This is a genomic window from Actinoplanes sp. NBRC 103695 (assembly GCF_030269485.1).
Classification (GTDB): Bacteria; Actinomycetota; Actinomycetes; order Mycobacteriales; family Micromonosporaceae; genus Actinoplanes.
Genome location: NZ_BSTL01000010.1, coordinates 67,364 through 93,214, shown reverse-complemented (window position 1 = coordinate 93,214; position 25,851 = coordinate 67,364). Strand labels below are relative to the sequence as shown.

Genomic DNA, 25,851 nt, shown 5'->3' with positions numbered 1-25,851 from the left:
CATTGGCATATCATCGTTGGCCGATGGGATTGACGCCCCATGTCTGGCTGTCAGCACCTCCTCCATACCAGGTTGAAGATCGTTGAAGCGCGCACGTCCGTATCGATCAGCTCTGCGGAGTTCGAAACTGGTCCGCTGATTCTCAGCGTGTCATTGACATTCAGGTCGAACGATTCGTTGCACGGCGCGTACGTCAACACACCGGCATTGCTGGCCGAGGTCCAGAGGGTGGTCCGCGGCCCGTAGATCGAATTGTCGTCCGACGCGTTCCACGGGTACCCAGTGAACCACGCGTTCATCTGCAGTCTCGCGGACCCGCTGTAGCTCAGGTTCGGTGTCACCCGGTTGATGACCGAGTAGACCGCATAGGTCCAGCCCTGCGGTACGGCCACCCGGATCACCACCCGGCAGCTCTTGTAGTCACCGCCGTACACCCTGAACTGGCTGTAAGCCAGGCTGAAGGCGGTGTTGTCGGCGTTGGGAACCACATCGGTCGTGCCGGCCGGGCAGCCACCGCCGAAGGCGCTGAGAACCCTTAGAGTGATCTTGGGCGCCATCGCCGTCGATGCGTGGGCCGCCGTCGGAGCGAGCGGCCCCAGCAGCGACATCCCTACGATGGCCGCCGCCACCATTCTTACTCGGAACATGGAACTCCCTTTCGCTTTGGCGGAGAGTTTCCTGCGGGCCCTAGGACCGCCGGCACTCTCCTGAAAAGTAGCTTTCCTGGTACGGGTGAGTCGGCAGCCTTAGGCCCGAATAGCCGAATCGTCAGCATCGTCTCCACTCCAGGTGATAGACAATCGACGCTCGCACATCAGACGCGAAAAGCTCATGGAACTCGTGGTCGGGCCCGCCACGCGGACCGTGCTGTTGTTGTTCAGGTTGACGGAACGGCTGCAGGGCGCGAAAAGCAGTGGCCCACTGTCGGTCGTCTGCCAGAAGTCGTCGTACGGGCCGTCGACGGTGCTGTTGGTGGTCAACGTCCAGGAGAAACCCGTGAACCAGGAGTTGTTCTGAATTCTGGCTCGGGCACCCTCATCGAGCACACCGAATCCCCTGTTGTCGACCGAGTAGACGGCGTATGTCCAGCCCTTGGGCGGCGTCACCTGGATGGTCACCAAACAGTTCTTGTAGTCGCCGCCGACCACCTTGAACTGGTTGTAACTGACCGTGAACGCCTCTTGTGACGGAACGGTCGCCGAGACGGACGAGCCGACTGGGCAGCCACTGCCGTTCGCGCTGAGGATCCGGAGCGTCACCACAGGGTCGGCGGCCGCCGCCGCGGGTGCCGCGGGTAATACCAGCGGTAGGTTCAGCGCCATTCCGAGGACCGCGGCAATCATGATCCGGTGGTTGGCCACGCGAGTTCCCTCCGTCTGTGATCTCATCGTCTGCTGAAGGGTTGGAGTTCCGCTAGCACTGTCTCCATTGCAGGCGGAAGATGGTCGACACGCGCAGATCCTGCGCGAACAACTCCATGGAACTCGTGGTTGCCCCGGTCACCCGGAGAGTGTTGTTGAGGGTCAGGTTGGTGGACGCCCCACAAGGTGCATAGGTCAATGAGGGAGCAGCGCTGGTCGTCTGCCAGAAGTCGTCAAACGGTCCGCGGAACGTCTGGTCAGCGCGCAACGTCCACGGAAACCCGGTGAACCACGAATTCATCACGAGTCGGCCGGACGCGCCGGAGTCAAGGACGCCGAAGCCACGGTTGTTGACCTCGTACACCGCATAGGTCCAGCCCGCCGGCACCGATACTCTGACCGAGACGACGCAGTTCTTGTAACTGCCGCCGGTCACTCTGAACTGACTGAAACTCACGGTGAACGCCGTCTGGTCCGGCACGCTGGTCACCACGCTCGAACCGACCGGACAACCGCTGCCATTGACGCTACTGACACGGACGGTGACATAAGGGACTGCCACCCGCGTTGTCGCCTGTGCTGCTGACGGGGCTAACGGCGCGAGTAGCGACACCCCGACAACAGCGGCCATCATCAGCCTCAACCTGGACATGAAGACCCCTTTGCTCAAATGACGTATCGAGGTGCCTCCATTGCCAGGCACCACGAGCTTGCCGGATGCCTTGCCGTCTCGCCCTGGACTCGGCGATCAAGCAGGACAGTTGCGTCGTTATCCTAGGATCCGAAATCTGGCCTCGACGGCTAAACCAAAATTTCGATCGTGAATTCAGCTCATGTGACGGTCGAGGCGTAGAAAGCTGTATCACGAACGGACCATTGTGCGGCCGGACTAATCGTCTGACACGCTTGGCCGGCCTGGTGGATCAACGGATTCCCACGGGCAGAGAAGAGACGCGGTAACGTGCAGGTCGTCCTCTGTCCCGGGAGTATCGGCCGAATCACCGCCACATCGCCGGTAACCCCGCACGTCGACCACAACAGCACAACATGATCACCCAACGCCACCAGCCGTTACTCGGAATGACTTGCTAATAGCGGTTGCCAAATTGCCGAAACGAAATACTCGTCGAGGCGACGTCCCCATCGACGTTCTTACAACACCACCACGCGTAATTCACCGTCCAGCTCGACGAAGAATCCCGATACGTCGTCGGCGACGCCCCGTCCAGGTCACGCTCACCGTCTCGGGCGCACCCGGCGCGATCGACCGCCTCATCACCGACCAGGGCGTCCGCGTCTCGGCCCCACTCCCCGCCGACGCCACCGGCACCGTCACGTGGCAAACGGTCCCGCGCAACTCCCGCTACGTCCGCGCCGAGGTCCGCCGCACCGACACGACGATGGTCGCCCTCACCAATCCCCTCTTCCTGGGGTCTCTTGGAAGGTCACCAGGGCGTCGTCCGCCGATGTGACAGGGAATATGCTCGTTCCCTGTCACATCGGCGGATCGACGTAGGGGCGAAGGACCACAACGAGAACGGAGAACGACATGCGCTTCCTGATGATGTCGATGGCGACCGACGAGCCGGCCGACGAGCAGCTGTACGCGGAGATGGGCAAGTTCATCCAGGAGATGACCGCCAAGGGTGTGCTGCTGGCGACCGGCGGCCTCGCCCCGGAGGCCGTGGTGATCACGTCGGTGGGCGACGAGGTGACGGTGACCGACGGGCCGTTCGCCGAGGCGCGGGAGGCGGTCGGCGGGTTCGCTCTGGTCGAGGTCGGTTCCAAGGAGGAGGCGATCGAGCTGGGCCGGCGCTTCCGGCGGATCGTCGGCGACGGCAGGAGCGTGATCCAGCAGGTGTTCGGGCCGTAATCCGATGCCCTACATCCGTGCCACCGTCGACGCGGTCTGGCGGCTGGAGTCCGCCCGGATCGTCGCGGCGCTGATGCGGCTGCTGCACGACGTCGGGCCGGCCGAGGAGATCGCCCAGGACGCGCTGGTCGCCGCCCTGGAGCAGTGGCCCGCGACCGGCGTACCGGACAATCCCGGCGCTTGGCTGACGACCATCGCCAAGCGCCGGGCGGTCGACCACATCCGCCGCGCGCGCCGGTTCGAGGAGCTGGCGCCGCGGCTGGCCGTGGACGCGCTGGAGGAACAGCCGGATGACGTGCTCCGGCTGATGTTCATCTCCTGTCATCCGGCTCTGCCGCCGCGCACCCGGGCGGCGCTGACCCTGCGCATGGTGGCCGGTCTGAGCGCGGCCGAGATCGCGCGCGCCTTCCTCACCACGGAACAGGTGATCCTGCGGCGGATCGCGGAGGCCAAGCGCGTCCTGGCCGAGGCGGGCGCGCGGTTCGAGCTGCCGCCGCCGGAGGAGCTGGCCGCGCGGCTCTCGTCGGTGCTCGAGGTGCTGTACCTGATCTTCAACGAGGGTTATGCGGCCACGGCCGGCGACGATCTGCTGCGGCCGGAGCTGACCCGCGAGGCGTTGCGGCTGGGACGGATCCTGGCCGAACTCGCGCCGGACGAGGCGGAGGCGCATGGCCTGGTCGCGCTGATGGAGATCCAGGCGTCGCGGTCGGCGGCACGGACCGGTCCGGACGGCGTGCCGGTGCAGCTTCACGACCAGGACCGCGGGCTGTGGGATCCGTTGCTCATCCGGCGCGGCTTCACCGCGCTGCTGCGTGCGCGCGAGTTGGGGGGTACGCCCGGACCGTACGTGTTGCAGGCTGCCATCGCCGTCTGTCACGCCCAGGCCCGCACCGCCGCCGACACCGACTGGGCGCAGATCGCCACCCTCTACGAGTTGCTCGAACAGCGGGTGCCCACGCCGGTCGTCCGCCTCAACCGGGCCGTGGCGGTGGGGTTCGCCCGGGGCCCGCAGGCCGGCCTGGACCTGGTCGATCCGCTGCTGACCGACCCGGCCCTGCGGGATTTCCACCTGCTGCCGGGTGTCCGCGCCGACCTGCTGCTGCGCCTCGGCCGCACCGCGGAGGCCCGCCGGGAGTTCGAGCGGGCAGCCGGCCTGGCCACCAACACCGCCGAGCGCGCCTTCCTGCTGAAACGCGCCGAAAGCACGAACACCGCCAACCGCGACGCTCTGAGCACATATACGCATCACCCCGCCGGGACAGCGCCGGGCGAGACCACGGCGGCCGGGGCGACGCTGGGCGAGGCGGCGGACGCTTTCCTGGCGCGGGACGATCTCGAGGCGGCGACGCTCCGTTCGTACCGTCAGACGATGCGACGCCTGCGCCGCACTCTCGGTGACCGTCTGCCGCTCAGCGCGATCACCGCCGACGACGTGGCGCGCACCTTCGCGACGGCGTGGGGCGGCGCGGCCCCGGCGACCTGGAACCGGCATGTGGCCGCGGCCCGCACCTTCGCCGCCTGGTCCGGCAGTCCGGCGCTGACCGGGCAACTGTCCAAGAAGGACCTGCCGGACCGGCCTCCGAAGCAAGGCGTGGCGTGGGATACCGGGAATGCCCCGCTGCGCGAGAGTGCCCCGCTACGCGAGAGTGCGTTGTGGACCCTGATCGGCGAGTCCGGCGCGCCCATCCACCACGTTCTGTCACTGAACGTCGAGGACCTCGATCTGGAGGACCGCCGGGCCCGTGCCGGGCGCCGATGGATCACCTGGCGGTCGGGCACCGCGCGGCTGCTGCCACGGCTGCTCGCCGGGCGTACCCGAGGACCGGTCTTTCTCGCGGACCGCCGGCCGGTCCCGTCGCGTCCCCTGGCCGACGCCGATCGCTGCCCCGAGACCGGCCGGCGCCGCCTCTCCTACGAGCGCGCCGAGTACCTCTGCAAGCAGCTCACCGGGCGGACGCTGAGCGAGCTCAAGCATCCTCCGAACGGACAGCTCTGATCACCGATCTTCGGCGTAGCGTGTCGGTTACGTGCCCGTAACGAAGCGAGGTGCCCCGATGAAGAAGCTCATCAACGACCCGGCGAACGTGGTGCCCGACGCGCTCCGCGGGATCGCCGCGGCCCACCCGGAACTGCGTGTCGATCATGAAAATCGGCTGATCATCCGCGGTGACGCCCCGGTGCGGGGGAAGGTCGGGCTGGTGTCCGGCGGCGGGTCGGGGCACGAGCCCCTGCACGGCGGGTTCGTCGGGCCGGGCATGCTCGACGCGGCGTGCGCGGGTGAGGTCTTCACCTCCCCGGTGCCGGACCAGATGCTCGCCGCCACCAAGGCCGTCGACGGTGGCGCCGGCGTGCTGCACATCGTCAAGAACTACACCGGCGACGTGATGAACTTCGAGATGGCGGCCGAGCTGGCCGAGGCGGAGACCGGCGTCCAGGTGGTCTCGGTGGTCACCGACGATGACGTGGCCGTGCAGGACAGCCTCTACACCGCGGGCCGCCGGGGCGTCGGCGTGACCGTGCTGGTGGAGAAGATCGCCGGCGCCGGCGCCGACCAGGGGCGCTCGCTGAGCGAGGTCGCCGACCTGGCGAAGAAGGTCAACGACAACGGCCGGAGCATGGGCCTCGCGCTGACCTCGTGCACGGTGCCGGCGGCCGGCAAGCCCACGTTCGACCTGCCGGACGACCAGATGGAGATCGGCATCGGCATCCACGGCGAGCCGGGCCGCCGACGGGTGCCGCTCGCGCCCGCCTCCGAGGTCGCCGAGATGCTGGTCAGCCCGATCCTCGCCGACCTGGACTTCACCGGCGGCGACGGGGTGATCGCGTTCGTCAACAGCATGGGCGCCACCCCGCTGATCGAGCTGTACGTGATGTACAACGAGATCGCCGCGATCCTGGCCAAGGCGGGCGTCACGGTCGCGCGGTCGCTGGTCGGGCCGTACATCACCAGCCTCGACATGGCCGGCTGCTCGGTGACGCTGCTCAAGGTCGACGACGAGCTGCTGCGGCTGTGGGACGCGCCGGTGAACACGGCCGGGTTGCGGTGGGGGGCCTGAGCGTGAACGCCGCCGTTCTGACCGCCTGGCTGACCGAGTTCGCCCGGCTCGTCTCGTCCCATCGCGACCTGCTCACCGAGCTGGACTCGGCGATCGGCGACGCGGACCACGGCTCGAACCTGGACCGCGGCATGACCGCGGTGCTGGCGACCCTGGAGAAGGAGAGCCCGCCCACCCCGGCCGCGGTGCTGAAGCGGACCGGCATGACGCTGGTCAGCACGGTCGGCGGGGCGAGCGGGCCGCTCTACGGCACGGCGTTCTTGCGGATGGCCACGGCGGCCGGCGACGACGACACGCTGGACGGGCCGGGCTTCGCGAAGGCTCTGCGGGCCGCACTCGACGGGGTGGTGGCGCGCGGCAAGGCGGTGGCCGGCGACAAGACGATGTACGACGCGCTGGCGCCCGCCGTGGACGCGCTGGACGCGGCGCTCGCCGACGGTCAGCCGTTCGACGAGGCGATCGACGCCGCCCTGCGCGCCGCCGAGCAGGGCCGGGAGGCGACCACGCCGATGGTCGCCCGCAAGGGCCGGGCCAGTTATCTCGGCGAACGCAGCGCCGGCCACCAGGACCCGGGCGCGACCTCGGTGACGTTCCTCATCGCGGCCGCCGCGGCCACCCTGAGCGGGTGACGACCGGGCTGGTCGTGGTCAGCCACAGCCGCGCGCTCGCCGACGCCGCGGTGGCCCTGGCCGCGGAGATGGTGCACGGCAAGGACCTCGCGCTGGAGGTGGCCGCCGGGCTGGACGCCGAGACGTTCGGCACCGACGCGGTGGCCATCGCCTCGGCCATCGCGGCGGCGGATCGCGGGGACGGGGTCGTGGTCCTGATGGACCTGGGCAGCGCGGTGCTCTCCGCCGAGCTGGCGCTGGACCTGCTGGAGGACCCGGACCAGCGCGACCGGGTGCTGCTCTGCCCGGCGCCGCTGGTGGAGGGCCTGGTCGCGGCGGTCGTGGCGGCGGCGTCCGGCGCGGGCCGCGACGAGGTGGCGGCGGAGGCGGTGGCCGGCCTGGCCGGCAAGGAGTCGCACCTCGGCGTCGCCGCCCCTGTTGCGGTCACGGAAACTTCGGCGGCGGACGTCACGGCGTCTTTCACCGTGACCAACCCCCATGGTCTCCACGCGCGCCCCGCCGCTCGGTTGGTCTCCGAGGCCCGCGACGCCGAGGCCGCGATGGAGATCCGTAACCGCACCACCGGGTCGGCCTGGGTGCCGGCGTCCAGCCTCACCAAGGTGGCCACTCTGGGCGCACTTCAAGGTCATGAGATTGAGGTACGAGCTTCCGGCGCGCACGCCCGCCAGGCGGTGGACCGGATGATCACCTTGGCAGCGCGCGCCTTCGACGAGACGGCACCACCGGCCGCCGCCCAGGAAACGGGTGCGCGAGAGGCAGGGGCGCAGCCGGCGTCGCCCGGGATCGGGATCGGGCCCGCCTGGCATCTGCGGGACTCCATACCGGACATTCCGGACGTGCCGTCGCAGGGGCCGGATGCCGAGCGGCGGCGGCTGGATCAGGCGCTGGACGACGTGCGCGCCGAGGTGCGGCGGCTACGGACGAGCACCGGCGGCGGCGAGGCGGGGATCTTCGACGCGCATCTGCTGCTGCTGGACGACGACGATCTGCTGGACGACGCGCGTACCCGCATCGCCGAAGGCACCCCCGCACCGCAAGCCTGGGAAGCCGCCTCGAGCCGGGTCGCGGCGGAGTTCGCCGCGCTCGGCGACCCCTACCTGCAGGCCCGGGCCGCCGACGTCCGTGCCGTGTCCGGCCAGGTGCTGCGGTCACTGCTGGGCGTCACGGCAACCCCGTCGTCGGGTACGGGTGTGCTGATCGCTCACGACCTCACCCCCGCGGAGGCGGCCGGCCTGGATCCGGCAACGGTCGCCGGGATCGTGCTGGCGGCGGGCAGCCCCACCGCACACGGCGCGATCCTGGCACGGGCCCGCGGCATCCCGGCGGTGGTCGGCGCGGGCGCGGCGGTGCTCGAGGTGGCCACCGGCACCACGATCGCGCTGGACGGGCGTACCGGAGAAACGGTTGTCTCGCCCTCCCCCGCGACCCTGGCCGCCTTTGCCGGCCGGGCCACCGAGCAGGCCGGGCGCCGGGAACGCGCGCTGTCGGCCGCGACCGGACCGGCCGTCACACCCGGCGGCGTCACGATCGGGGTCGGCGCCAACGTGGGCTCGGCCGACGACGCCCTGGCCGCCGCGGCGAACGGCGCCGACCACGCCGGCCTGGTGCGCACCGAGTTCCTCTTCCTCGGCCGCGACGAGGCGCCCGGCGTCGACGAGCAGGTGGCGGCCTACCGGGCGGTCGCCGCGGCGCTGGGCGGCCGCCGGATCACCCTGCGCACCCTCGACGTCGGCGGGGACAAGCCGCTGCCCTACCTCCCGTCCCCGCACGAGGACAACCCGTTCCTCGGCGTACGCGGCCTGCGGCACTCCCTGGCCCACCCCGCTCTGCTGGCCGACCAGCTGACCGCCATCGCGACGGTGGCCCGGGAGACCCCGGTCAGCGTGATGTTCCCGATGGTCAGCACCCTCGCCGAGTTGCACGCCGCCCGCCGCGCCCTGGACGAGGCGATCGCCCGCACCGGCCCCGGCCGGCCGCCCGGCTTGCAGGTCGGCATCATGGTCGAGGTCCCGGCGGCGGCGTTGAAGGCGGCCACGTTCGCCCCGCACATCGACTTCGCCAGCATCGGCACCAACGACCTGACCCAGTACGCCTTGGCCGCCGAACGCGGCAACCCGGCCGTGGCGGCGTTGTCCGACGCCCTCGACCCGGGCGTGCTCCGCCTGATCGACGCCACCTGCCGCGGGGTGGGTTCTCGGGCGACGGTGGCGGTCTGCGGGGAGCTGGCCGCCGACGAGATGGCGGTGCCGGTGCTGGTCGGGCTGGGGGTGCGGTCGCTGAGCGTGGCACCACCGGCGGTGCCCGCGGTCAAGGAGGCCGTCCGTGGGGCGTCCCCGGACGGCCTCGCTCGCCACCTGCTGGACCTGCCGGACGCCGCAGCCGTCCGAGCCGCCCTTCGTCAGCCGGGCAGGGTGTCCGCGGTCTCCACGGCGAGGGTGAGCTCGTAGCTGTAGAGCACCCCGGCCTCGAGCCACGCCGTGCTCCCGCCGGGCTTGACCACCCGCGACTCACGGGCCAGCCCCTGACCGTTCGCCGGGTCGATGATCAGGCGTTCCTCGATGGCGCCGTTCGCACCGAACGAGCGGGTGAAGGCCACCGCCTCCCCCGCGCGACCGCGCTGGTCGCGCACGGTGCCCAGGGCGCGCACGCCGGGCAGGGAGGCGATCATCCGGTACGCCGCGGCGCGCACCTGACCACTGACCGGGAACCCGGTCACGACGCTGCTGCCGACGACCAGCAGCCACTCGTCGCGGTCGGTGGGCAGGTCGCCGCCGCCACCGCGGAAGTGGCGCAGCAGCTCGGCGCGCAACTTCGCCGGATCGGTGGGGAGTTTCTCCAGGTCGGCGACGGTCACGTTGTCGGCGCCGATGGCGTAGACCTCGGATCCGCCGAACCGCTCCTCGAACGGCTCCCCCGGGCCGGTACCCACCGGGCTGGTCGGGCCCTTCTTGCCGGGCACCGGCTTGATCACCATGACCTGCCGGGGCGAGCCGTGCCGCTGGTGGGCGGCCGCGTCCGCCGGGGTCGCCGGGGTCAGACCCAGGCGCTGCGACGACGCCCAGTTGGGGTCCTTGCCGGAGCGGGAGAGCCAGGTGGCGTAGCTGGTCTTCTCCAGCATCGCGTAGGTGTCGGTGCCGCCGTCGATCTGGAGCAGCACGCCACTTTCGTTGCGCTGCACCAGATAGCGCCCCGGCCCGAAGGTGGTCGCGCCGCTGCGTTCGGCGGCGGCGAGGAGGATCTGGCCGGCGGTCAGCACGCGCGGGGCGGCGGATGGCCCCGCGGAGGTCCCGGGAGTGGGAACGGTCCCGCTGGTCACGACGACGGCGACCCCGGTGATGGCCGCCGCCGCGGTGAGACCGGCCGAGGCGAGGACGGCGACGCGCCGCCGTGAGCGGACGGGAGGCGCCGCCGCGTGGAAGGAATGCGGCGCGGCGTGGACGATCGCGGCGACGGCTCCCTCGACGTCGGCGGGCGGAGGGTCGAGGCGGGCCGGGCGGGCGGCGGCGAGCTGGTCGAGAACGTCACGGCTCATCGGAGGGTCTCCCGGATCACGTTGCGGGCGGTACCGAGCAGCCACGGGAGCGGGGCGCCGCGGGGCAGGACGGCGAAGCGGCGCCACGCGACCAGGAAGGTCTCGGCGACCACCTCGTCGGCCAGGTCCCGGCCGGCGCGTGTCACGGCGTACGCGAAGACCTGGTTGTGGTGTCGGGCGTAGAGCGCGGTGAACCGCTGGATGGGGTCGGTCTCGGTCACTGGGTCTGGGCCTCCTCGGCGAGGTCGTCCGTCACCAGGTAATGCGCGGTCGGCCGGAATTCTTACACCGTGACCGAGGGTAGATTCTGAGTTGACCATACGTCACGGCGAGGGGAACGCATGTCGATGCTGCCGCCGGGCTCCCGGCTTCCGGCCCTGGTGCAGAGCGTGCACGCCGGCCGCGACCCGCTCGGCTCGGTGCACGGATTACGCCGGGCGTACGGTCCGATCTTCACCCGCCGCCTGATCACCGAGCCGCCGCAGGTCGTCGTCGGCGACCTGGAAGCGGCGCGGCAGGTCTTCGCCGACCCGCACGGCGCGACCCTGGTCGGATGCCCGCGGCGGCGCCTGTTCGAGCCGATGGTCGGCGAGCATTCGCTGTTCACCATGGACGGTCCGGAGTGGCAGCGGCACCATCGGATGCTCGCGCCGGCGTTGCGGGGCCGCTCGATCGACGGGTGGCGGGACACCATCGCCGAGATCGCCGACCGGGAGATCGCGGGCTGGCCGGTGGGCCGGCCGTTCCCGGTGCACGCGGCGATGCGGCGGATCGCGCTCGAAGTGATCCTCCGCCTGGTCTGGGGGTCGCGGCCGACCGGTCACCATGATCGGCCGGCCGGCCGTCACGATCGGCTCCGCGCTCTGGCGCCCCGGTTGCTCGAGCGGGTGCCACTGGCCGCGCTGGTGATGCCGCCGCCGGTGCGCGACCGGCTGCTCACCGCGACCGGCTTCATCAGGATGCGCCGAGAGCTCGACACTCTGCTGTACGCCGAGATCCGCGACCGCCGCGCCGATCCCGGCCCGGGCACCGGTGACGTGCTGTCGATGCTGCTCACGGCCGATGGCCAGGCGCTCTCCGATCGGGAGGTGCGCGACGAGATGGTCACCCTGCTGCAGGCCGGGCACGAGACCACCGCGGTCGGCCTGGCCTGGGCGTTCGAGCGGCTGCTGCGCACGCCGCGGGCCTGGGACCGGCTCCGCGACGACCCGTCCGACGAGGTCTTCCTGCAGGCGGTGGCGAGGGAGACGGTGCGGGTCAGGCCGGTCGCGCTGACCGGCGCTCGGCGGGTGGTCGCGCCGATGGAGATTCAGGGGTACGACGTGCCGGCCGGCTGGTCGGTCCTCCCGATGATCCGCCTCATCCACCAGGACCCGGCCGTGTTCGAAGATCCCGCCGCGTTCCGCCCGGAGCGTTTCCTGGGCGAGGAGGCCGGCGCCGCCATGCGCGCCTGGCTGCCGTTCGGGCACGGCGCCCGCTACTGCATCGGGGCCCGGCTGGCGATGCTGACCATGCGTACCGTCATCTCCCGGGTCGCCGCGACCACCGACCTGGCCGCACCGGACCCGCGACCGGAACGCCCGCGCCTGAGGCAGGTGACCGTGTCACCCGCCTCGGGCACGACCGCCGTCGCCTGTCCCCGTCGCCGGGTCAGTGCGCCAGGTTGACGTGAGCCCGGTGGTACTTGCCCTCTTCGATGAGGTCGACCACCCCGAGCGCGTAGTCCGGGCCGGAGATCGCGCCGCCGCCTTCGGGCTGGACGGCGATGTCCTCGCCGACCCGGTACTTGCCCAGCCGCTCGCCGGGCACGTACGAGCCGAAGTTCGCCGCCGGGCTCACGAACACCCAGTCGAGCGTCGCCGGAGTGGCCGGCAGGTCCTCGATGACGAGCGCGGCCCCGGCGCGGATCTCGTCGTGGAACTCGGCCGGGGCGTGGGTGAGGTCCTCCACGAAGCGCGGCGCCCCGGGCGCCGGACGCAGCGAGGAGAAGCCGCCGACGAGGAACAGCCGGGCCCCCGCGGCGTCGGCGAGGCGCGCCGTCGTGCGGTACACCTCGCGGAACGTGCCGGCGTCGAGCGGACCACGCGGCGCGAGCGCGCCCACCACGACGTCCGCACCGGAGACGACCGATGACAGCGCCGCCTCGTCGGTGGCGTCGCCCTGGACGTAGTTCACGCCCGCGACTGGTTCGGTGGGAAGCGAACGGCTGAGCGAGGTGACGTCGTGACCGCGGGAGGCGGCCTCCGCGACGATGGCCGAGCCGGCGTATCCGGTGCCGCCGATGACGGTGATGCGGGACATGGGTGCCCTTCTCTCCAGGTAACCAAGGACCCGCGTTCGGGTCCTTGGTTACCGTAAGAGAGCAGGTCTCTGTGGAGAAGTACGCACTTTCAAGTAACTGGTCCTGCTTTCAAGTAACTGGCCCTGTCAGAACGGCCAGTCGGCGTTGCGGCCCGCCTCGAGCAGTGGGATCATCCGGAACGTCGCGTCGGTCAGCCCGCCGAACTCGAGCCGGTTCGGCGTGCCGGCGTCGAACGCCGTCCGGGCGTACCCGCCGAGGTTGAAGCCGTACAGCGGCACGGTCCGCGGCACCACGTCGGTGACGTTGCGCCCGCCGTGCACCGGGGCGAAGGTCTGCATGTCGGAGATGACGAACACGCGGTCGTGGCCGTCGAACGTCCGGCTCAGCGAGTCGGCGATGCGGGTGCCGTGCCCGACCTCGCCCACCCGGCCCACGAAGCGGTCCACCTCGCGGATCACCGACGCGCCCCGGCGTACCTCGTGCGGGAAGACACCGTCGGCGAACCCGTACAGGTCGACTCGCGCCCCGCGCGCGGCCAGCGCGACGCCGAAGACCGCCGCGGCCTTGACCGGGCTGATCGTCGACCGCCGCGAGAACCCGGCGCTGGACATCGACGCGGACGTGTCCACCAGGATCAGCGACCGGCCGGGCAACGCCGGCAGGTTCGCCAGCGAGGACCGCAGCGCCCGGTCCAGTGCCTGACCCCAGCGCAGCGACGGCGCGTTCTGGTACGCCGCGAGGAACCGGAACGGGAACTGCCGCGACCGGGCCACCGCGGCCGGGTCGGCCAGCCGCGCGCAGACCCGCGAAGCCACGTCGTCGCCGACCCCGGCCTCGTCGAAATTGCGCAGGTTGCGAAGCAACGCCATGAAACCCATCGTCGGGATGAGCGCGGTCCACAGGCGGCCCTTGTCGACCGTGCCGCCCGCCAGCGAGAGCACGTCCTCCCAGGTCATGCCGGCCTCGGCCAGGGCGTCCGGGTCGAGCAGCACCGACGGGTCGGACGCGGACGCCGCACGCAGCGCCGCGTTCGCGGACAGCATGCGCAGCGTCTCGCCCGGCGCCCCGCCCGACTCCCAGCCCCGGCCGTGCCGGCGGTTCAGCGCGTACGCGAAAAGCTCGCCCTGCCAGGCTGCCTTGTCCGCGGCCGGCGTCGGGTGGGTGAGGTCCACGACGTCGCCGAAGCGGAAGCCGTGCGACGCGCTGTCGTACTTGAGCAGCGCGCGCTCGGTGTAGAGCCGTGCCGCCGCGTCCGCCACGCCACGCTTCACCGGCTTGGGCACGGCGCGGCCGTAGGTGGACATCCAGTACGCGAGCGCCTCGCCCGGCTCGTCCGGCCGCTGCAGCACCGAGTCGACGATCGCGCGCCCGCCCGGGATCCCGTGGTCGAGCATCGCCTTCGCCGCCTCGAGCGCGCCGGCCAGCGACGCCGAGCGCATGTTCGCCTTCGTCCGCAGCCAGCGCAGGAACCGTGCCGTCCACTGCGGGTCGGCCACGGCCACCCGCCGCACGAGCTCGGCGTACCGGCGGTCGCGGTCGCCGGCCTTCTCGTAGAAGGTGTCCTCGCCGACGAAGTTCGCCACGGCGAGCAGGAAGAGCTCACCCTTGGCGTCGTGCGCGTAACCGGCGCCGCCCTCGTGGGTACGCCCGTTCGCGGTCGCGGTGATCGGTCCGCGGCCGTTGGCGGCCGAGACGGTGCTGGTGTTGAACTTGCTCATGGTCGGCCGCCCTCCACGGTGAGAATGAGACGTGAGAATGAGAAATGCCCGAGATCAGAATCGGTGACGGAACAAAGGCGCTCTATCCCCTGAGCTACGGCGGCACGAGTGCCGCCGGCGGGACTCGAACCCGCGACCACCCCGTTATCAGCGGAAGTAACCGTCACCTGCGCACCGGGCATCCAAACCGTACGAGCGCCGATCATCCGAGGCAACGCATTTAGGTCGTGGCACGTTTCCGGGATTCGCCCTGTCCCGCGGTCCGCCAGGCTGTTGACCATGACCTACGGATACGCGCCGCACCCCATGTACGTGCAGCAGCAGCCCCCCGCGCATCGCTCGGCCCCGGTCAGCGTGCACTTCATCGCGATCCTCCACTACCTGGGTGGCGCGATCTACCTGCTCACCGCCGCGGGCGCCGGGCTGCTGGCCGCCACCGGCGGGCTGGACCATCTGGACACCAGCCGGATCCAGATCAGCCAGGACGAGCAACTGGTGGCGACCGTGACCACTGTTGCGGTGCTCGCCGTGCTCGGCCTGATCACCATCTGGTTCGGCCGCCGGCTGCAGCTCGGCCGCCAGTGGGCCCGTGTCCTGCTGATGACGTTGCTCCTGCTGACGGTGGCCGCGATCGCCGCCGGGACCTGGGTGGCGCAGGATCCGACGGTGCTGATCGCCCTGGTCCAGCCCGCCTTCTACCTGATGCTGCTGAACACCCGCGCGGCCCGCTCGTGGTTCAAGAACCACACCTGGTGATTCGTAAACTTTAATTTCAGGAAAGCAACCTCGCTATACAAACAATGGCAACACCTTGACCGTCATCAATGCGTGCGCACACGATCGAGGGCATGGCCGTCCTCCGGAAAGTCGCCGTCGTCGTGGTTGCCCTCGTCGTTCTCGTCGCCACCGGCGGCGCCGCCTACCCCCATCCCGGGCGGGTCACGGGAGACGTGGGGGTGCACGACCCGACCGTGGTCAAGCGGCCGGACGGCAGCTATCTGGTGGCGCACACCGGTGACAACATCACCCTGAAGACGTCCAGCGACCGGACCGCGTTCCGCAACGCCGGGCAGGCCTTTCCCAACGGCGCGCCCTGGACCACCACCTACACCGGTGGGAGCCGGAATCTGTGGGCGCCGGATCTGTCCTATCAGGGCGGCCGCTACCTGATGTACTACTCGGCCTCGACGTTCGGCTCGAACCGGTCGGCGATCTTCCTGGCCACCAGCAGCACCGGGGCGGCCGGCAGCTGGACGAACCAGGGCCTGGTGATCGAGTCGCGGACCAGCGACAACTTCAACGCGATCGACCCGAACCTGGTCGTCGACGCGAGCGGGCGCTGGTGGCTCAGCTTCGGCTCGTTCTGGTCGGGGATCAAGCTGGTCGCGCTGGACCCGGCCACCGGCAAGCGGTCGGACTCCACCGTGCGGGCGATCGCCGGCCGCAACGGCGGGGCGATCGAGGCGCCGGTCATCGTGCGCCGGGGCGCCTACTACTACCTGTGGGTGTCGTTCGACCTGTGCTGCCGGGGCGCGTCCAGCACGTACCGGGTGACGGTGGGCCGGTCGGCGAGCGTCACCGGGCCCTATGTGGACCGCAGCGGCACGGCGATGACCTCGGGCGGCGGGACCGAGATGCTCGCGGGTCACGGCAGCATCCACGGTCCGGGGCACCAGGCGGTACTGGCCGACGCGGACTCAGACGCGCTGTTCTACCACTACTACGCCGACAACGGGCAGGCGTTGCTCGGCATCAACCTGGTCGCCTACGACTCGGCGGGCTGGCCGTACGTGTACTGAGCCGATCACCGCTGCGACAATGGACACATGCGGATCGCCGCGTACAACGTGGAGAACCTGTTCAACCGGGCGCGCGCCCTCGACCAGGCGACCTGGGCGGCCGGGCGGCCGGTGCTCGAGGCGTACCAGAGGGTCTGCACCCTGCTCGAGGAAACCGCCTACACCGACCCGATCAAGCACGAGATCCTGCGTGAGCTGCGCAAACTGGGTCTCCGTAACGGGGACACGGCGAAGTTCGCGCGGCTGCGGCAGAACCGCGGCCGGCTGCTCCGCCGGTCCCGTGACGGCCGGGTCACGGTCATCGCGGACGGTCGCGCTTCCTGGATCGGCTGGGTGGAGCTGACCACCGACCGGGTCGACGAGCTGGCGCTGACCAACACCGCGCGGGTGCTGGACGACGTGGGCGGCGACATCGTCGGGGTGATCGAGGCGGAGAGCCGGATCGCGCTCAAGCGGTTCGCCGACGCCGGGGTGATCGCCGAGGGCCGGCCGCGTTACCCGCACGTCATGGTGGTCGACGGCAACGACGAGCGCGGCATCGACGTCGGCGTGCTGTCCGGCCCCGGCTACCCGCTGATCCGCCAGGTCAGCCACGTGGACGACACCGACGCGCGCGGCCGGATCTTCAGCCGCGACTGCGCCGAGTTCGTCTTCCGCACCCCGCGCGGCGTGCCCGTGGCGATCTTGGTCAACCACTTCAAGAGCAAGGGGTACGGCGGAAAGCTCGCGTCCGACGCGACCCGCCGCCGCCAGGCCGTCCGGGTGGCGGACATCTACCGTGAGCTGGTCGCCGACGGGCTGACGCACGTCGCCGTGGTCGGCGACCTGAACGACACCCCGGACAGCGAGCCGCTCGCGCCCCTGCTCACCGGCACCGACCTGCGCGACATCAGCACCCACCCGGGCTTCGACGACGACGGCCGCCCCGGCACCTACGGATACTGCACTGCCCGCAACAAGCTCGACTACGTCCTGCTCAGCCCGCCGCTGTTCGCCGCGGCCACCGGCGGCGGCATCCATCGCCGCGGGGTGTGGGGCGGCAAGCGCGGCAGGCTGTGGCCGATCTACGACACGATGACCGCGGCGGTGCACGCCGGCTCGGACCATGCCGCCATCTACGCGGACATCGCGCTGGACTGACCGGCGGGCTGGCCAGCGGGCTGACCAGCGGGCTGATCGCGGCGTAGCAGCTCATCGGCGTCGGTGCCAGAGCAGCGCCAGCACCACGATCAGGCCGGCGCTCTTCACCACGCTCCGCCCGATCGACATTCGGGCACCCGACATGAGGTAGCACCACGTGTCCCGCCGCACATGAAGGCCTCGTGAAGAGATTGCGCGCGCTCGACGGGTTGCGTCTGGTCTGCGCCCTGGCGGTGGCCGGATTCCATTACGGGGTCTCGTGGCGGCTGGACGGGGTGCACCCGCCGGCGTACAACATGCCGGACGCCGCGCCGGTGCTGATCTACGGCTTCCTCGGGGTGGAGACGTTCTTCCTGATCAGCGGATTCGTGATCATGATGAGCGCCTGGAACCGGACGGTCCGCGAGTTCTTCGCCTCCCGTGCCGCGCGGCTCTACCCGGCCTTCTGGGTGTGCGTGCTGCTGACCACCGTCGTGGCCGGGCTGCTGCCGATCAGCGGCGGGCTGCCGTTCGCCCGGGTGGCCGAGGGCACCGACGTGCTGGTCAACCTGACCATGCTGGCCGAGCCGCTGAACAGGCCGCTGGCGGACACCGTGTACTGGACGCTCTGGTACGAGTTCCGCTTCTACCTGATCGTCGCGTGCCTGCTCGCCGGCGGGCTGACCGACCGCCGGGTGAAGATCTTCGGGGCCGGCTGGCTGGTGGCCGCCCTGGCGATGCCGTTGTTCCCCGGCGCGCTGCTGGGCGAGGTCGTGATGCCAGGCTTCGCGCCGTACTTCATCGCCGGGATGACGATGTTCCTGCTGCGCCGCAACCGCCGCGACCCGTGGCTGTGGCTGCTGCTGGCCGGCTGCTATCTGGTCAGCTTGCAGCGGGTGGAGGCGCGCGTGCTCGATCTGCGGCCCGGCTTCGCGGTGCCGGTGTGGCCGGCGTTGATCATGTTGACCGTCGCGTACGTGATCCTGCTCGCCATCGCCCTCGGCGCGACCGACAACTTGCGCCTGCGGTGGCTGGGAACGGCCGGCGCCCTGACGTACCCCTTCTATCTCCTGCACCAGCGGATCGGATACAGCCTGATCCGGACCGTGCGGGGCGAAACCGGATGGGACGCCGGGGTCCTGGCCGCCGGCGCTGTGCTGATCCTGCTGGCCACCGCCTGGCTGATCCACCGCTTCGTCGAGCGGCCACTGGCGCCGATGGTGGACGCTGCCCTGCGAGGACGCCGGCAACGACATGTAGCAGGCGGGCCCGCGCTGCACATGAGGGGTGTATGAGAAGACCGGACGCCGAGAACGCCTTCCGCGAGCTGTTCGTGGCGGCGTACGACGACCTGCTGTGCTTCGTCGAACGCCGGACACCGTTCGCCATCGCCGACGACGTGGTGGCCGAGGTGTTCCTCACCGCCTGGCGTCGCTTCGACGACGTGCCGGACCCGCTCGACGACGCCCGCGCCTGGCTGTTCACCGCCGCGCACAACGTGCTGCGCAACCGGAACCGCAGCCAGCAACGGCAGCAGAGCCTGGCGCTGCGCATCCTGCGGGAGCCGGGTGACGCCGGCGGCGCCGAGGCCGACTCGGTGGCCGCCCGCGTCGACCTGGTGCGCTCCTGGCATCAGCTGTCCGCCGCCGACCAGGAGGTACTCACGCTCACCGTGTTCGAAGGCCTGACCGGGACGCAGGCGGCCCGCCTGCTCGGCATCTCCCGGCCCGCGTTCAGCCTGCGCCTGCTGCGCGCACGCCGCCGCCTGCACCAACTGCTCCGCCCGCACCCCACCGCCCACCCCACCACGACCGGAGCCACGACATGAATTCTGACCTCGACCAGGCGCTCCGCCGCGCGGCCGAGCCCGTCCCCAGCCGCGTCGCGCAGCCGCGCGCCCAGAACCTGCTCGACGAAGTCCTGCGCAGCGGTCCCACCCCCGCGGCGCGGCCCGTGCACCGCCGGCGGCCCCGTCTCGTCCTGGCGGGAGCGGCTTTGGCCGTCGCCGCCGTCGCCCTCGTCACCGTGAACGGTCTCGGCACCGGCCGCGCGTACGCGTCGTGGACGGCGAGCCCCAGCCCACTCCCCGCCGCCGAGGCCCAGGAGATCGCCGGGAAGTGCGCGTCCGGCAGCCGCGTCACCATCGCGGAAACGCGCGGGAAGTACGCCTACGCCAACGTCCGCACGGCCGAGTACAGCCTGACCTGCTTCCGGGACGCCGACGGCCGGGTGCTGGAGTCCAGCATCTACGCCGCCGACGCCATCGCCGCCGACCTCGACGCCAAGGGGGTCGAGCTGCACGCCTGGTCGCAGCTGCGCACCGACGAAGGCTATGTCCGCCTGATGGCCGGGCGGGTCGGCTCGGAGGTCGCGGGCGTCGACATCACCGTCCGGCCCGCCGGTCGCGTGGTGCACGCCTCGGTGCGTGACGGCTACTTCATCGCCTGGTATCCGGAAGGGCTGGAGGAGTCCAGCAGCAACACCACGACGGTGACGCTGCGGCTCGTCGGCGGTGGCTCGGTCAACGATCTGTCCGCCCGCGACCTCATGGAGTGACCCCAGAAAATCTATGTCCGAGTTACTAGACATGCTCGCCGTCGTCGGTTAACGTTCTTCTGGTCGAGAGCGAAGCAACGATAAAGACGCAGACGGAGATACCGCCCGGACCGGGCGAAGGAGCTGGACCGACACCGACCCGGCTCACGTTTTGCAGCACCAAGTTTCCCAGCACCAGGTGGCGAGGCCGATGTCAGCTTCGGGGCTTCGCCGCAGGTAAGAGAAGTTCGTCGCACGTGTTCGGGGCCAAGAAGTCGCGTGGGGTTCCGGCACCGGCGGACAGCACGAGGTAAGAGACAGAGGAAGTCAGAGGAAAGGGAGGGTCTTACACCGTTGGATCGCCCGCCGCCGGCCGCATTGCTGGGTCAGGCGCGGACACCGCAGTTTCCATCGAACGAGAGGTGGTCTCCGGTCACGCTTATGCGGTCCTCGCACCCGAATCCCTGGTACAGGGCTGGTGTGGATACGACAATCCGACGAACCTGTCGGCAGATGGTGTATTTAGTCCCGTAACCCTTGGGCCCCGGCGCTTCTACAGCGCCGGGGCCCTCGTTCTGGAGGTGACATGGCTCAACCCGACGACATGCTCGACGACGATGACTACCCCGCCTACACCATGGGCCGGGCCGCGGAGATCATCGGCTGCTCACCGGATTTCCTGCGCCGGCTCGGGGACGCGAAACTGATCGACCCGTTCCGTTCCGGGGGCGGGCACCGCCGTTACTCCCGCTATCAGATCCGCCTCGCCGCCCGCGCCCGCGAACTGTGCGATCAGGGCACCGACATGGGGTCGGCCTGCCGCATCATCATCCTCGAAGACCAGCTCGAAGAAGCTCTCCGGCACAACCGGGAGCACGAACACCCCTGACCACACTCCCCGCGGTGCAAGCCGCACCGGCATCTCCGTCTACGGTCCCTCCCCCCTCAGGGCAGGGGCCGTTCGCCGTTTCTGACGCACTGCCGCGCCTCCGCCGAGCACGATCAGCCGCGCGGGCGCGTCAACCGGACCACGCGACTTCCCGCCTGCCAGATGCCGTCACTTCGCGGCGGCATCGCGGCCGCCGGTGGTGTTGCCGGGCTGATGCGGGCGCCGCTGCCGGATCTGGTCGGTGCGGGCGGTGACGGTGTCGATCTGACCGGCCAGGCCGGGATGCTGGTGGAGGTGCTGCTGGGCCGCGGCGAGCAGGGCGGGCAACGCCGAGGCGTCCGGGTCGCCGAGCGCGTCGTGCAGCCGGGTGAGCGCCTCGCCGGCCGCCTCGTCGAGGTCGGTCAGCGCGGTGACCTGCCCGGCCAGCCTGCGCAGGTCGGAGGTGTTGTCGTTGGCCCACCTGGTGACGGCCCGGTTTCCGGCACGGCGGTCGCGCTCGGCCTGCACCCGTTCGTCGCGGGTCGCCGGCGGCTGCCCCGTCGGGGCGGAGACGCCGCGCAGGTAGCGGCGTTCGGCGGCCTGCCGGCTCGCGACGCCCAACGCGGGCGCCAGAGCCTGCCAGGAGACCCCGGCGGCGCGGGCGGCGGCGATCAGGACCGGCTCGAGGTCCGCCAGTTCGCTCTGCGTCCGCCGCAGCAACACGAGGGCATCGAGCAACTCGGCGGGACTCACCGCGGTGTCGCCGGGGACGTCACGCCCCGACCTCGCGGCGGTGGCAGCGAGCGCAGCCACGGCAGCACTGAGATCCACGACATCCCCTTGTCATCGTTTCGTTGACATCCCGCTTGTCATCGCAACGATGACGTGTTAGAAAGACGGTATCGCGCATTGACTGTCAAGTCGAGTCAGCAGGAGGTGGGATCATGTTGATGCGCAGCGAACCCTTCACCGAGGTCAACCGGCTCGCTCAGCAGCTGTTCGGAGCCACGACCGCAGGGACGTGGTCGCGGCCGACGGGGATGCCCGTCGACGCGTTCCGCAACGGCGACGAGTTCGTGATCGCGTTCGACCTGCCCGGGGTCGACGCCGACGCGATCGACATCGACGTGGAACGCAACGTGCTCACCGTGCGTGCCGAGCGACGCCCGATCGACCTGGGCGAGCAGGCCACGGCGCAGCTCACCGAACGCCCGCTCGGGGTGTTCTCCCGGCAACTGTTCCTCGGCGACGCCCTGGACACCGAGCGCATCGACGCCGCGTACGAGAACGGCGTGCTGGTGTTGCGCATCCCCATCGCCGAGAAGGCCAAGCCTCGCAAGATCAACGTGGCGGCGCGTCAGCACGACGACCACAAGGTGATCTCGAGCTGACCCGACGATTCGTCAGCTCGAATTCTTCGCAGGACCAGGATGCGGAGGGTGGTGACCGGAGTGATCAACAACTTCGCGGCACAGGCCAGGACGGCGTTGTCCCCGGAATGGGACCGCGGGTTCGACGAGGCGTTCTCCGAACTCGTCACCAGCGACCCGGACTGGGTCCGCGACGAGTTCGACGAGCTCATCGGCGCGAACTGGACCGAGCCTCCCGAACCACCGGCACCACCGGCACCACCCGCCCCGTCCACCGACCGGCCGGAACCCCACCGATCCCGCCCCGCCGACCGGAAGACCGAGCCGGCCCGGACAACTGATCAGATCCCCGCCGATCGCAGCGCCACCCAGCGATCGCCTCCCTGACACCGCGCACCCAGGAGTCCGCCACCCGGTTCGGGTGGCGGACTTCGCCATCGGCCGCCGCAGGGCGGCCTGCGGACGGTATCGGCGCCGGGAGACCGGTTCGACCAAGAGGCCACGACCGCCGCCGACCCGGACAGCCACCGCGATCGGATCATCCTGAACGACGGCGGCGTCATCCTCTACGACCCCCGCACCGAGCCGTGGGCGGTCAGCAGCATGGAAGAGGTCGCCGTCTCGGACCAGCGCCGCCGGACCTTGATCTGAGACACGTGCGCATCACGACGATGATGCCGCCGGCGGTCAGGTGGCCGGGCCGCGCCGCCGGCAGGCCTTCAACTGGCAGAAGTGCGCCGAGGGGCTTTACTGCCGTAGCAGTGCGGCCATTTCGGGGAGTTTGAAGAATTCCGCCGTGGCTACCGCGGAAGGGGTGCCGCCGTCCGGGTCGGCACCGGCGGCGAGTAGCGCCTTCACCGTCCCGGCGTTCTGCCGGAAGACGGCGGCGGAGAGCGCCGACTGACCCCGGTCGTTGATCCGGTTCGGGTCGGCGCCTTTGTCCAGCAGGCCGGCCACCGTTTCGACGTGGTCGTGGTACGCCGCGAGGATCAGCAACGTGTCACCTTTGTCGTTGGTGAGGTCGGCCGGCAACCCCGCCGTGACGTTGCCGAGCAGTTCCTCGGTACCACCGGTACGCGCCAGGTCGAACATGCGGTGCGCGAAGGCGATCGTCTCGTCGTCCAGCTCGGTCACTCAGGCACGCTACCCGCGATTTGGGTCGTTCAATCCGTTTGACGCTGCCGGGCCGGACTCGCTCGCGACGGTCTCCCGCAGACCACCTTGGCCGACGAGATGACCAAACGCCCCGGTCAGCAGCCGAAATCATGTGAGCGCAGACGGTATCCCGTACGAAAACAAGGCATGTTCCGCTACCGCCCACCGGCCTCGAGCCGGCGGACGCCGCCACCGATGTCATGGCCAGGCCGTGAGCGCCCTCACCTCGATGAGTGACGGCGGCCAGCCCCCAGGGTCGGTCGCGTTCCGCCTGTGACGGGTGGTGTCAGCGTCTCGGGATCACGCTTGGATCACGCGTTCATCCACAGGGGACAGTAGGTGTTGCGGGATCATGGCGGGCCGTCCACCTGGTGCCGTAACCGCCGACCGGCGCCCGCATGGGTCACCCATCGGAACGGGTTGATCGTACGTCGATCAAGCCGTGGTCAAACAGACGCTTGACTTGGTGGCGGACAAGGAGCCCCGGACCTGTACGGCAAACGTGGCTCGGCCTTCGTCAGCGCATTGATCTGCCGATGTGAGGGCACTGCACAGCACTTTTTCGCACGACTAGATGGAGATTTCCAGGCATACGCACTGAGCGTTAGTCTCGAATTATCGTCAACCTTTTCGACGTGCAATTACACGATTCGATCGCGATCGGTCAGGGCGCAGATAACGGAGCCTTCGCGCGGATTGATGATCGATTCGCCGGAGGCCCCATGTGGCGCCGAATCAGATTTCTGACCTGCAACTCGAGATCATGTTGTTCCGCCTTGGCGGCGGTGTTTGATCTTGACTGCCCGCTATTCATGATCAGCCTTCGCCGGTATGGTTTTTGTATGCGTCGATACATCGCGCTATTGGCGGCTCTGGCGTGCGTCGCGCCGGCGGCCTGTTCGGACAGCGAGCCTGGGCGAGGGACGCCGACGCCGACGTCGCCGGTCACGGAAGCCTCGGCGGCGCAGCCCGCACCGCTCGCCTACGACCCTCCCCGATCCTTCGACACGACCAACCGACTGGGGCTGGGCAGCGTGCCCAGAGGCTACCTGCACGCCAGCAAGGACGGCGTCTATGCCGTCCACGCCCTCGAAACGACCCATATCGCCGCGACGAACCCGGCCGAAGCCGAGGTGCGCGACCCGGTCACCGCACGGGCGGTCCGGACATTCTCCTTCGACGCCATCCCCAACAAGCCCGAGCAGGTCCGGTTCGTCGAGCTGGACGGTGAGCTGCAGCTGATCGCGGCCTACCGCTTCGACCAGCAGGGCGCGGGCACCGCGGACGACCAGCAGTTCCTGCGGGTGCGCCGGTACTCGTTCAGCGATGGCACGGTGCGCTGGTCGGTCGACGTGAGCCTGCCGTCGGTGGCGGCGCTGGGCAACGTCTTCGTCACCGGGGTCACCGACCAGCATGTGGTCCTGTCGGCCCGCGAGCGGGGCACGCCCGGCGCGGAGATCAGCCGCAACTCGGTGGCGGTCGTGCTCGACGCCGCCACCGGCGCGAAGCGCTGGATCAGGGAGCGGTTCATCCCGTACGCCGTGCACGGCGACGTGATCGTGGGGACGACGCCGAAGCCGGACCGCAGCGAGGAGCAGAACCGGGTGGAGGCGCGGCACGCCCGCACCGGCGCGGTGGTGTGGCGGTTCGCCGGCTACAACATCGACCGGGGTGACGAGTTCGGCTACCCGGTCGGCGACCGGCTGGTGCAGGTCAACACCCGCCGCCCCGGCGATAGCCTGTCCAGCCAGGTCTTCACCGCGCATCTGGTCGACATCGCGACCGGCAAGACCGTCATCAAGCTGGAGCACGACCACAGCTTCGCCTGCGTTCACGACCGGGCCAGCCTGATCGTGTGCCACGTGGAGCTCTCGCAGAACCCCACGATCGCGGCGTACGATGCGACCTCGTACAAGGGGCTATGGGTGCTGAACGCGCGCACGCCCGGCCGGACGGTGCCGCGGATGCTCGTCGCCTATCACGGCCTGGTTTACGTCGGCCTGGGCGGCGGGACCCTCCTCCGCCCGGACCGTGCCGCGACCTTGGACGGGCAGACCGGTGCGGACGCCAACCCGGATCTGGGCTTCGTCCCTGACCAGGTCGGGCCCGGCTACGCCGTCGGCTACGCAGACGAGGGCCTGAGCCTCTATCGGGCAAAGAGTTGACTCACCCCGCCCTATCAGGTCCGGCGTTGAGCGGGGAAGCATTGCGTCCCACCGCCGGTCCAGCCCGGTCGGACACCTTATTCGTACGATCGGGCCGGAGCGTAAGAATTTAGTTATCGCGGTTTTGCGGTTACGGATAGACATTGCAACGGGTAAAGATCGGCTGCGCTCATCTGCCGCGTGGCGTGCGCGCTGACCGCGCGGTGACTGTCACCGGCCACTCTCAGCCTGTCTGCAACCGGTTAGCAACCCGATTGTCGGACGATCGCAACCGCTGCGGGGCCTTTTCGTCGGAGGTCGCTGGGGCAAAGGGCGCAGCCGCCCGCGAACTCCTTCAGTTCCCTGCCGTACCGCCGATAAGCCGCCCGA

25 protein-coding genes are annotated in these 25,851 nt (G+C 70.1%); 16 read left to right on the top strand and 9 right to left on the bottom strand.

Annotated features, from left to right (window positions below; all coding sequences use genetic code 11):
* Positions 1-50: 50 nt before the first annotated feature.
* The 3 genes from QSK31_RS19145 to QSK31_RS19135 form a co-directional block, all read right to left on the bottom strand.
* Positions 51-632, bottom strand: a complete 582-nt coding sequence (locus QSK31_RS19145; RefSeq protein ID WP_285685513.1) for a DUF4360 domain-containing protein — start codon at positions 630-632, stop codon at positions 51-53.
* 114 nt (positions 633-746) lie between these two features.
* A complete protein-coding gene (locus tag QSK31_RS19140; RefSeq protein WP_285685511.1) occupies positions 747-1,361 on the bottom strand; it encodes a DUF4360 domain-containing protein in 615 nt (204 codons plus the stop codon).
* A 52-nt stretch (positions 1,362-1,413) separates the two neighbouring features.
* Positions 1,414-2,013, bottom strand: coding sequence for a DUF4360 domain-containing protein (locus tag QSK31_RS19135; RefSeq protein WP_285685509.1), 600 nt, complete (start codon positions 2,011-2,013; stop codon positions 1,414-1,416).
* An 897-nt stretch (positions 2,014-2,910) separates the two neighbouring features.
* Here QSK31_RS19135 and QSK31_RS19130 point away from each other — a divergent pair.
* Genes QSK31_RS19130 through ptsP form a run of 5 tightly spaced genes read left to right on the top strand, consistent with a single transcriptional unit; the run spans position 2,911 to position 9,366 of the window.
* On the top strand, positions 2,911-3,234 hold the full coding sequence (locus tag QSK31_RS19130; protein WP_285685507.1) for a YciI family protein: 324 nt from the start codon (positions 2,911-2,913) through the stop codon (positions 3,232-3,234).
* Between the two features lie 4 nt (positions 3,235-3,238).
* Positions 3,239-5,230: an RNA polymerase sigma factor gene (locus QSK31_RS48825; protein ID WP_352244454.1), complete on the top strand. Its 1,992-nt coding sequence runs from the start codon at positions 3,239-3,241 to the stop codon at positions 5,228-5,230.
* Between the two features lie 58 nt (positions 5,231-5,288).
* Positions 5,289-6,290 carry a dihydroxyacetone kinase subunit DhaK gene (gene dhaK / locus QSK31_RS19120; protein ID WP_285685506.1) on the top strand — a complete coding sequence of 334 codons (1,002 nt, stop codon included), beginning with the start codon at positions 5,289-5,291 and terminating at the stop codon, positions 6,288-6,290.
* Positions 6,291-6,292: 2 nt separating this feature from the next.
* On the top strand, positions 6,293-6,919 hold the full coding sequence (gene dhaL / locus QSK31_RS19115) for a dihydroxyacetone kinase subunit DhaL (protein WP_285685505.1): 627 nt from the start codon (positions 6,293-6,295) through the stop codon (positions 6,917-6,919).
* Positions 6,916-9,366 (top strand): phosphoenolpyruvate--protein phosphotransferase, encoded by a 2,451-nt coding sequence (gene ptsP, locus QSK31_RS19110; RefSeq protein ID WP_285685504.1) that lies wholly within the window; start codon positions 6,916-6,918, stop codon positions 9,364-9,366. Before dhaL ends, ptsP begins: the two co-directional genes overlap by 4 nt.
* On the opposite strand, the gene QSK31_RS19105 is transcribed toward ptsP, so the two are convergent.
* Both QSK31_RS19105 and QSK31_RS19100 read right to left on the bottom strand, forming a co-directional pair.
* Positions 9,318-10,451 carry a CU044_5270 family protein gene (locus QSK31_RS19105; RefSeq protein ID WP_285685502.1) on the bottom strand — a complete coding sequence of 378 codons (1,134 nt, stop codon included), beginning with the start codon at positions 10,449-10,451 and terminating at the stop codon, positions 9,318-9,320. The two genes, ptsP and QSK31_RS19105, sit on opposite strands and share 49 nt — an antisense overlap.
* Positions 10,448-10,672 (bottom strand): RNA polymerase sigma factor, encoded by a 225-nt coding sequence (locus QSK31_RS19100; protein ID WP_285685500.1) that lies wholly within the window; start codon positions 10,670-10,672, stop codon positions 10,448-10,450. Before QSK31_RS19100 ends, QSK31_RS19105 begins: the two co-directional genes overlap by 4 nt.
* Before the next feature lie 120 nt (positions 10,673-10,792).
* On the opposite strand from QSK31_RS19100, the gene QSK31_RS19095 reads away from it, so the two are divergent.
* The gene (locus QSK31_RS19095; RefSeq protein ID WP_285685499.1) at positions 10,793-12,118 is read left to right on the top strand and encodes a cytochrome P450; all 1,326 of its coding nucleotides are present in this window, start codon (positions 10,793-10,795) and stop codon (positions 12,116-12,118) included.
* Here QSK31_RS19095 and QSK31_RS19090 read toward each other — a convergent pair.
* Together QSK31_RS19090 and QSK31_RS19085 are read right to left on the bottom strand one after the other, a co-directional pair.
* Positions 12,102-12,752, bottom strand: coding sequence for an NAD(P)-dependent oxidoreductase (locus QSK31_RS19090; RefSeq protein ID WP_285685498.1), 651 nt, complete (start codon positions 12,750-12,752; stop codon positions 12,102-12,104). The two genes, QSK31_RS19095 and QSK31_RS19090, sit on opposite strands and share 17 nt — an antisense overlap.
* Positions 12,753-12,878: 126 nt before the next feature.
* On the bottom strand, positions 12,879-14,471 hold the full coding sequence (locus tag QSK31_RS19085; protein ID WP_285685496.1) for a TROVE domain-containing protein: 1,593 nt from the start codon (positions 14,469-14,471) through the stop codon (positions 12,879-12,881).
* 279 nt (positions 14,472-14,750) lie between these two features.
* Here QSK31_RS19085 and QSK31_RS19080 point away from each other — a divergent pair, with 279 nt between their 5' ends.
* From QSK31_RS19080 to QSK31_RS19050, 7 genes are all read left to right on the top strand, one after another.
* Positions 14,751-15,227: a hypothetical protein gene (locus tag QSK31_RS19080; RefSeq protein WP_285685495.1), complete on the top strand. Its 477-nt coding sequence runs from the start codon at positions 14,751-14,753 to the stop codon at positions 15,225-15,227.
* A 92-nt stretch (positions 15,228-15,319) separates the two neighbouring features.
* Positions 15,320-16,270 (top strand): arabinan endo-1,5-alpha-L-arabinosidase, encoded by a 951-nt coding sequence (locus tag QSK31_RS19075; RefSeq protein ID WP_285685494.1) that lies wholly within the window; start codon positions 15,320-15,322, stop codon positions 16,268-16,270.
* A 27-nt stretch (positions 16,271-16,297) separates the two neighbouring features.
* A complete protein-coding gene (locus QSK31_RS19070) occupies positions 16,298-17,410 on the top strand; it encodes an endonuclease/exonuclease/phosphatase family protein (RefSeq protein WP_285685493.1) in 1,113 nt (370 codons plus the stop codon).
* Positions 17,411-17,592: 182 nt separating this feature from the next.
* Positions 17,593-18,684, top strand: a complete 1,092-nt coding sequence (locus tag QSK31_RS19065) for an acyltransferase family protein (protein ID WP_285685492.1) — start codon at positions 17,593-17,595, stop codon at positions 18,682-18,684.
* The gene (locus QSK31_RS19060) at positions 18,681-19,217 is read left to right on the top strand and encodes an RNA polymerase sigma factor (RefSeq protein ID WP_285685491.1); all 537 of its coding nucleotides are present in this window, start codon (positions 18,681-18,683) and stop codon (positions 19,215-19,217) included. The genes QSK31_RS19065 and QSK31_RS19060 overlap by 4 nt, the downstream gene beginning before the upstream one ends.
* Positions 19,214-19,945: a hypothetical protein gene (locus tag QSK31_RS19055; RefSeq protein ID WP_285685490.1), complete on the top strand. Its 732-nt coding sequence runs from the start codon at positions 19,214-19,216 to the stop codon at positions 19,943-19,945. The genes QSK31_RS19060 and QSK31_RS19055 overlap by 4 nt, the downstream gene beginning before the upstream one ends.
* A 565-nt stretch (positions 19,946-20,510) precedes the next feature.
* On the top strand, positions 20,511-20,813 hold the full coding sequence (locus tag QSK31_RS19050; protein WP_285685488.1) for a MerR family transcriptional regulator: 303 nt from the start codon (positions 20,511-20,513) through the stop codon (positions 20,811-20,813).
* A gap of 168 nt (positions 20,814-20,981) precedes the next feature.
* Here the strand turns inward: QSK31_RS19050 and QSK31_RS19045 are convergent, their stop codons facing one another.
* Entirely contained in the window at positions 20,982-21,623 is a 642-nt protein-coding gene (locus QSK31_RS19045; RefSeq protein ID WP_285685487.1) for a hypothetical protein, read from the bottom strand.
* 113 nt (positions 21,624-21,736) lie between these two features.
* Between QSK31_RS19045 and QSK31_RS19040 the strand changes: the two genes are divergently transcribed.
* On the top strand, positions 21,737-22,183 hold the full coding sequence (locus QSK31_RS19040) for an Hsp20/alpha crystallin family protein (RefSeq protein WP_285685486.1): 447 nt from the start codon (positions 21,737-21,739) through the stop codon (positions 22,181-22,183).
* A 48-nt stretch (positions 22,184-22,231) separates the two neighbouring features.
* Positions 22,232-22,549 (top strand): hypothetical protein, encoded by a 318-nt coding sequence (locus QSK31_RS19035; RefSeq protein ID WP_285685485.1) that lies wholly within the window; start codon positions 22,232-22,234, stop codon positions 22,547-22,549.
* A gap of 360 nt (positions 22,550-22,909) precedes the next feature.
* Here the strand turns inward: QSK31_RS19035 and QSK31_RS19030 are convergent, their stop codons facing one another.
* Complete coding sequence (locus QSK31_RS19030) at positions 22,910-23,254, bottom strand: ankyrin repeat domain-containing protein (RefSeq protein WP_352244465.1); 345 nt, start codon at positions 23,252-23,254, stop codon at positions 22,910-22,912.
* Positions 23,255-24,159: 905 nt separating this feature from the next.
* On the opposite strand from QSK31_RS19030, the gene QSK31_RS19025 reads away from it, so the two are divergent.
* On the top strand, positions 24,160-25,482 hold the full coding sequence (locus QSK31_RS19025; protein ID WP_285685483.1) for a PQQ-binding-like beta-propeller repeat protein: 1,323 nt from the start codon (positions 24,160-24,162) through the stop codon (positions 25,480-25,482).
* Positions 25,483-25,851: the final 369 nt, after the last annotated feature.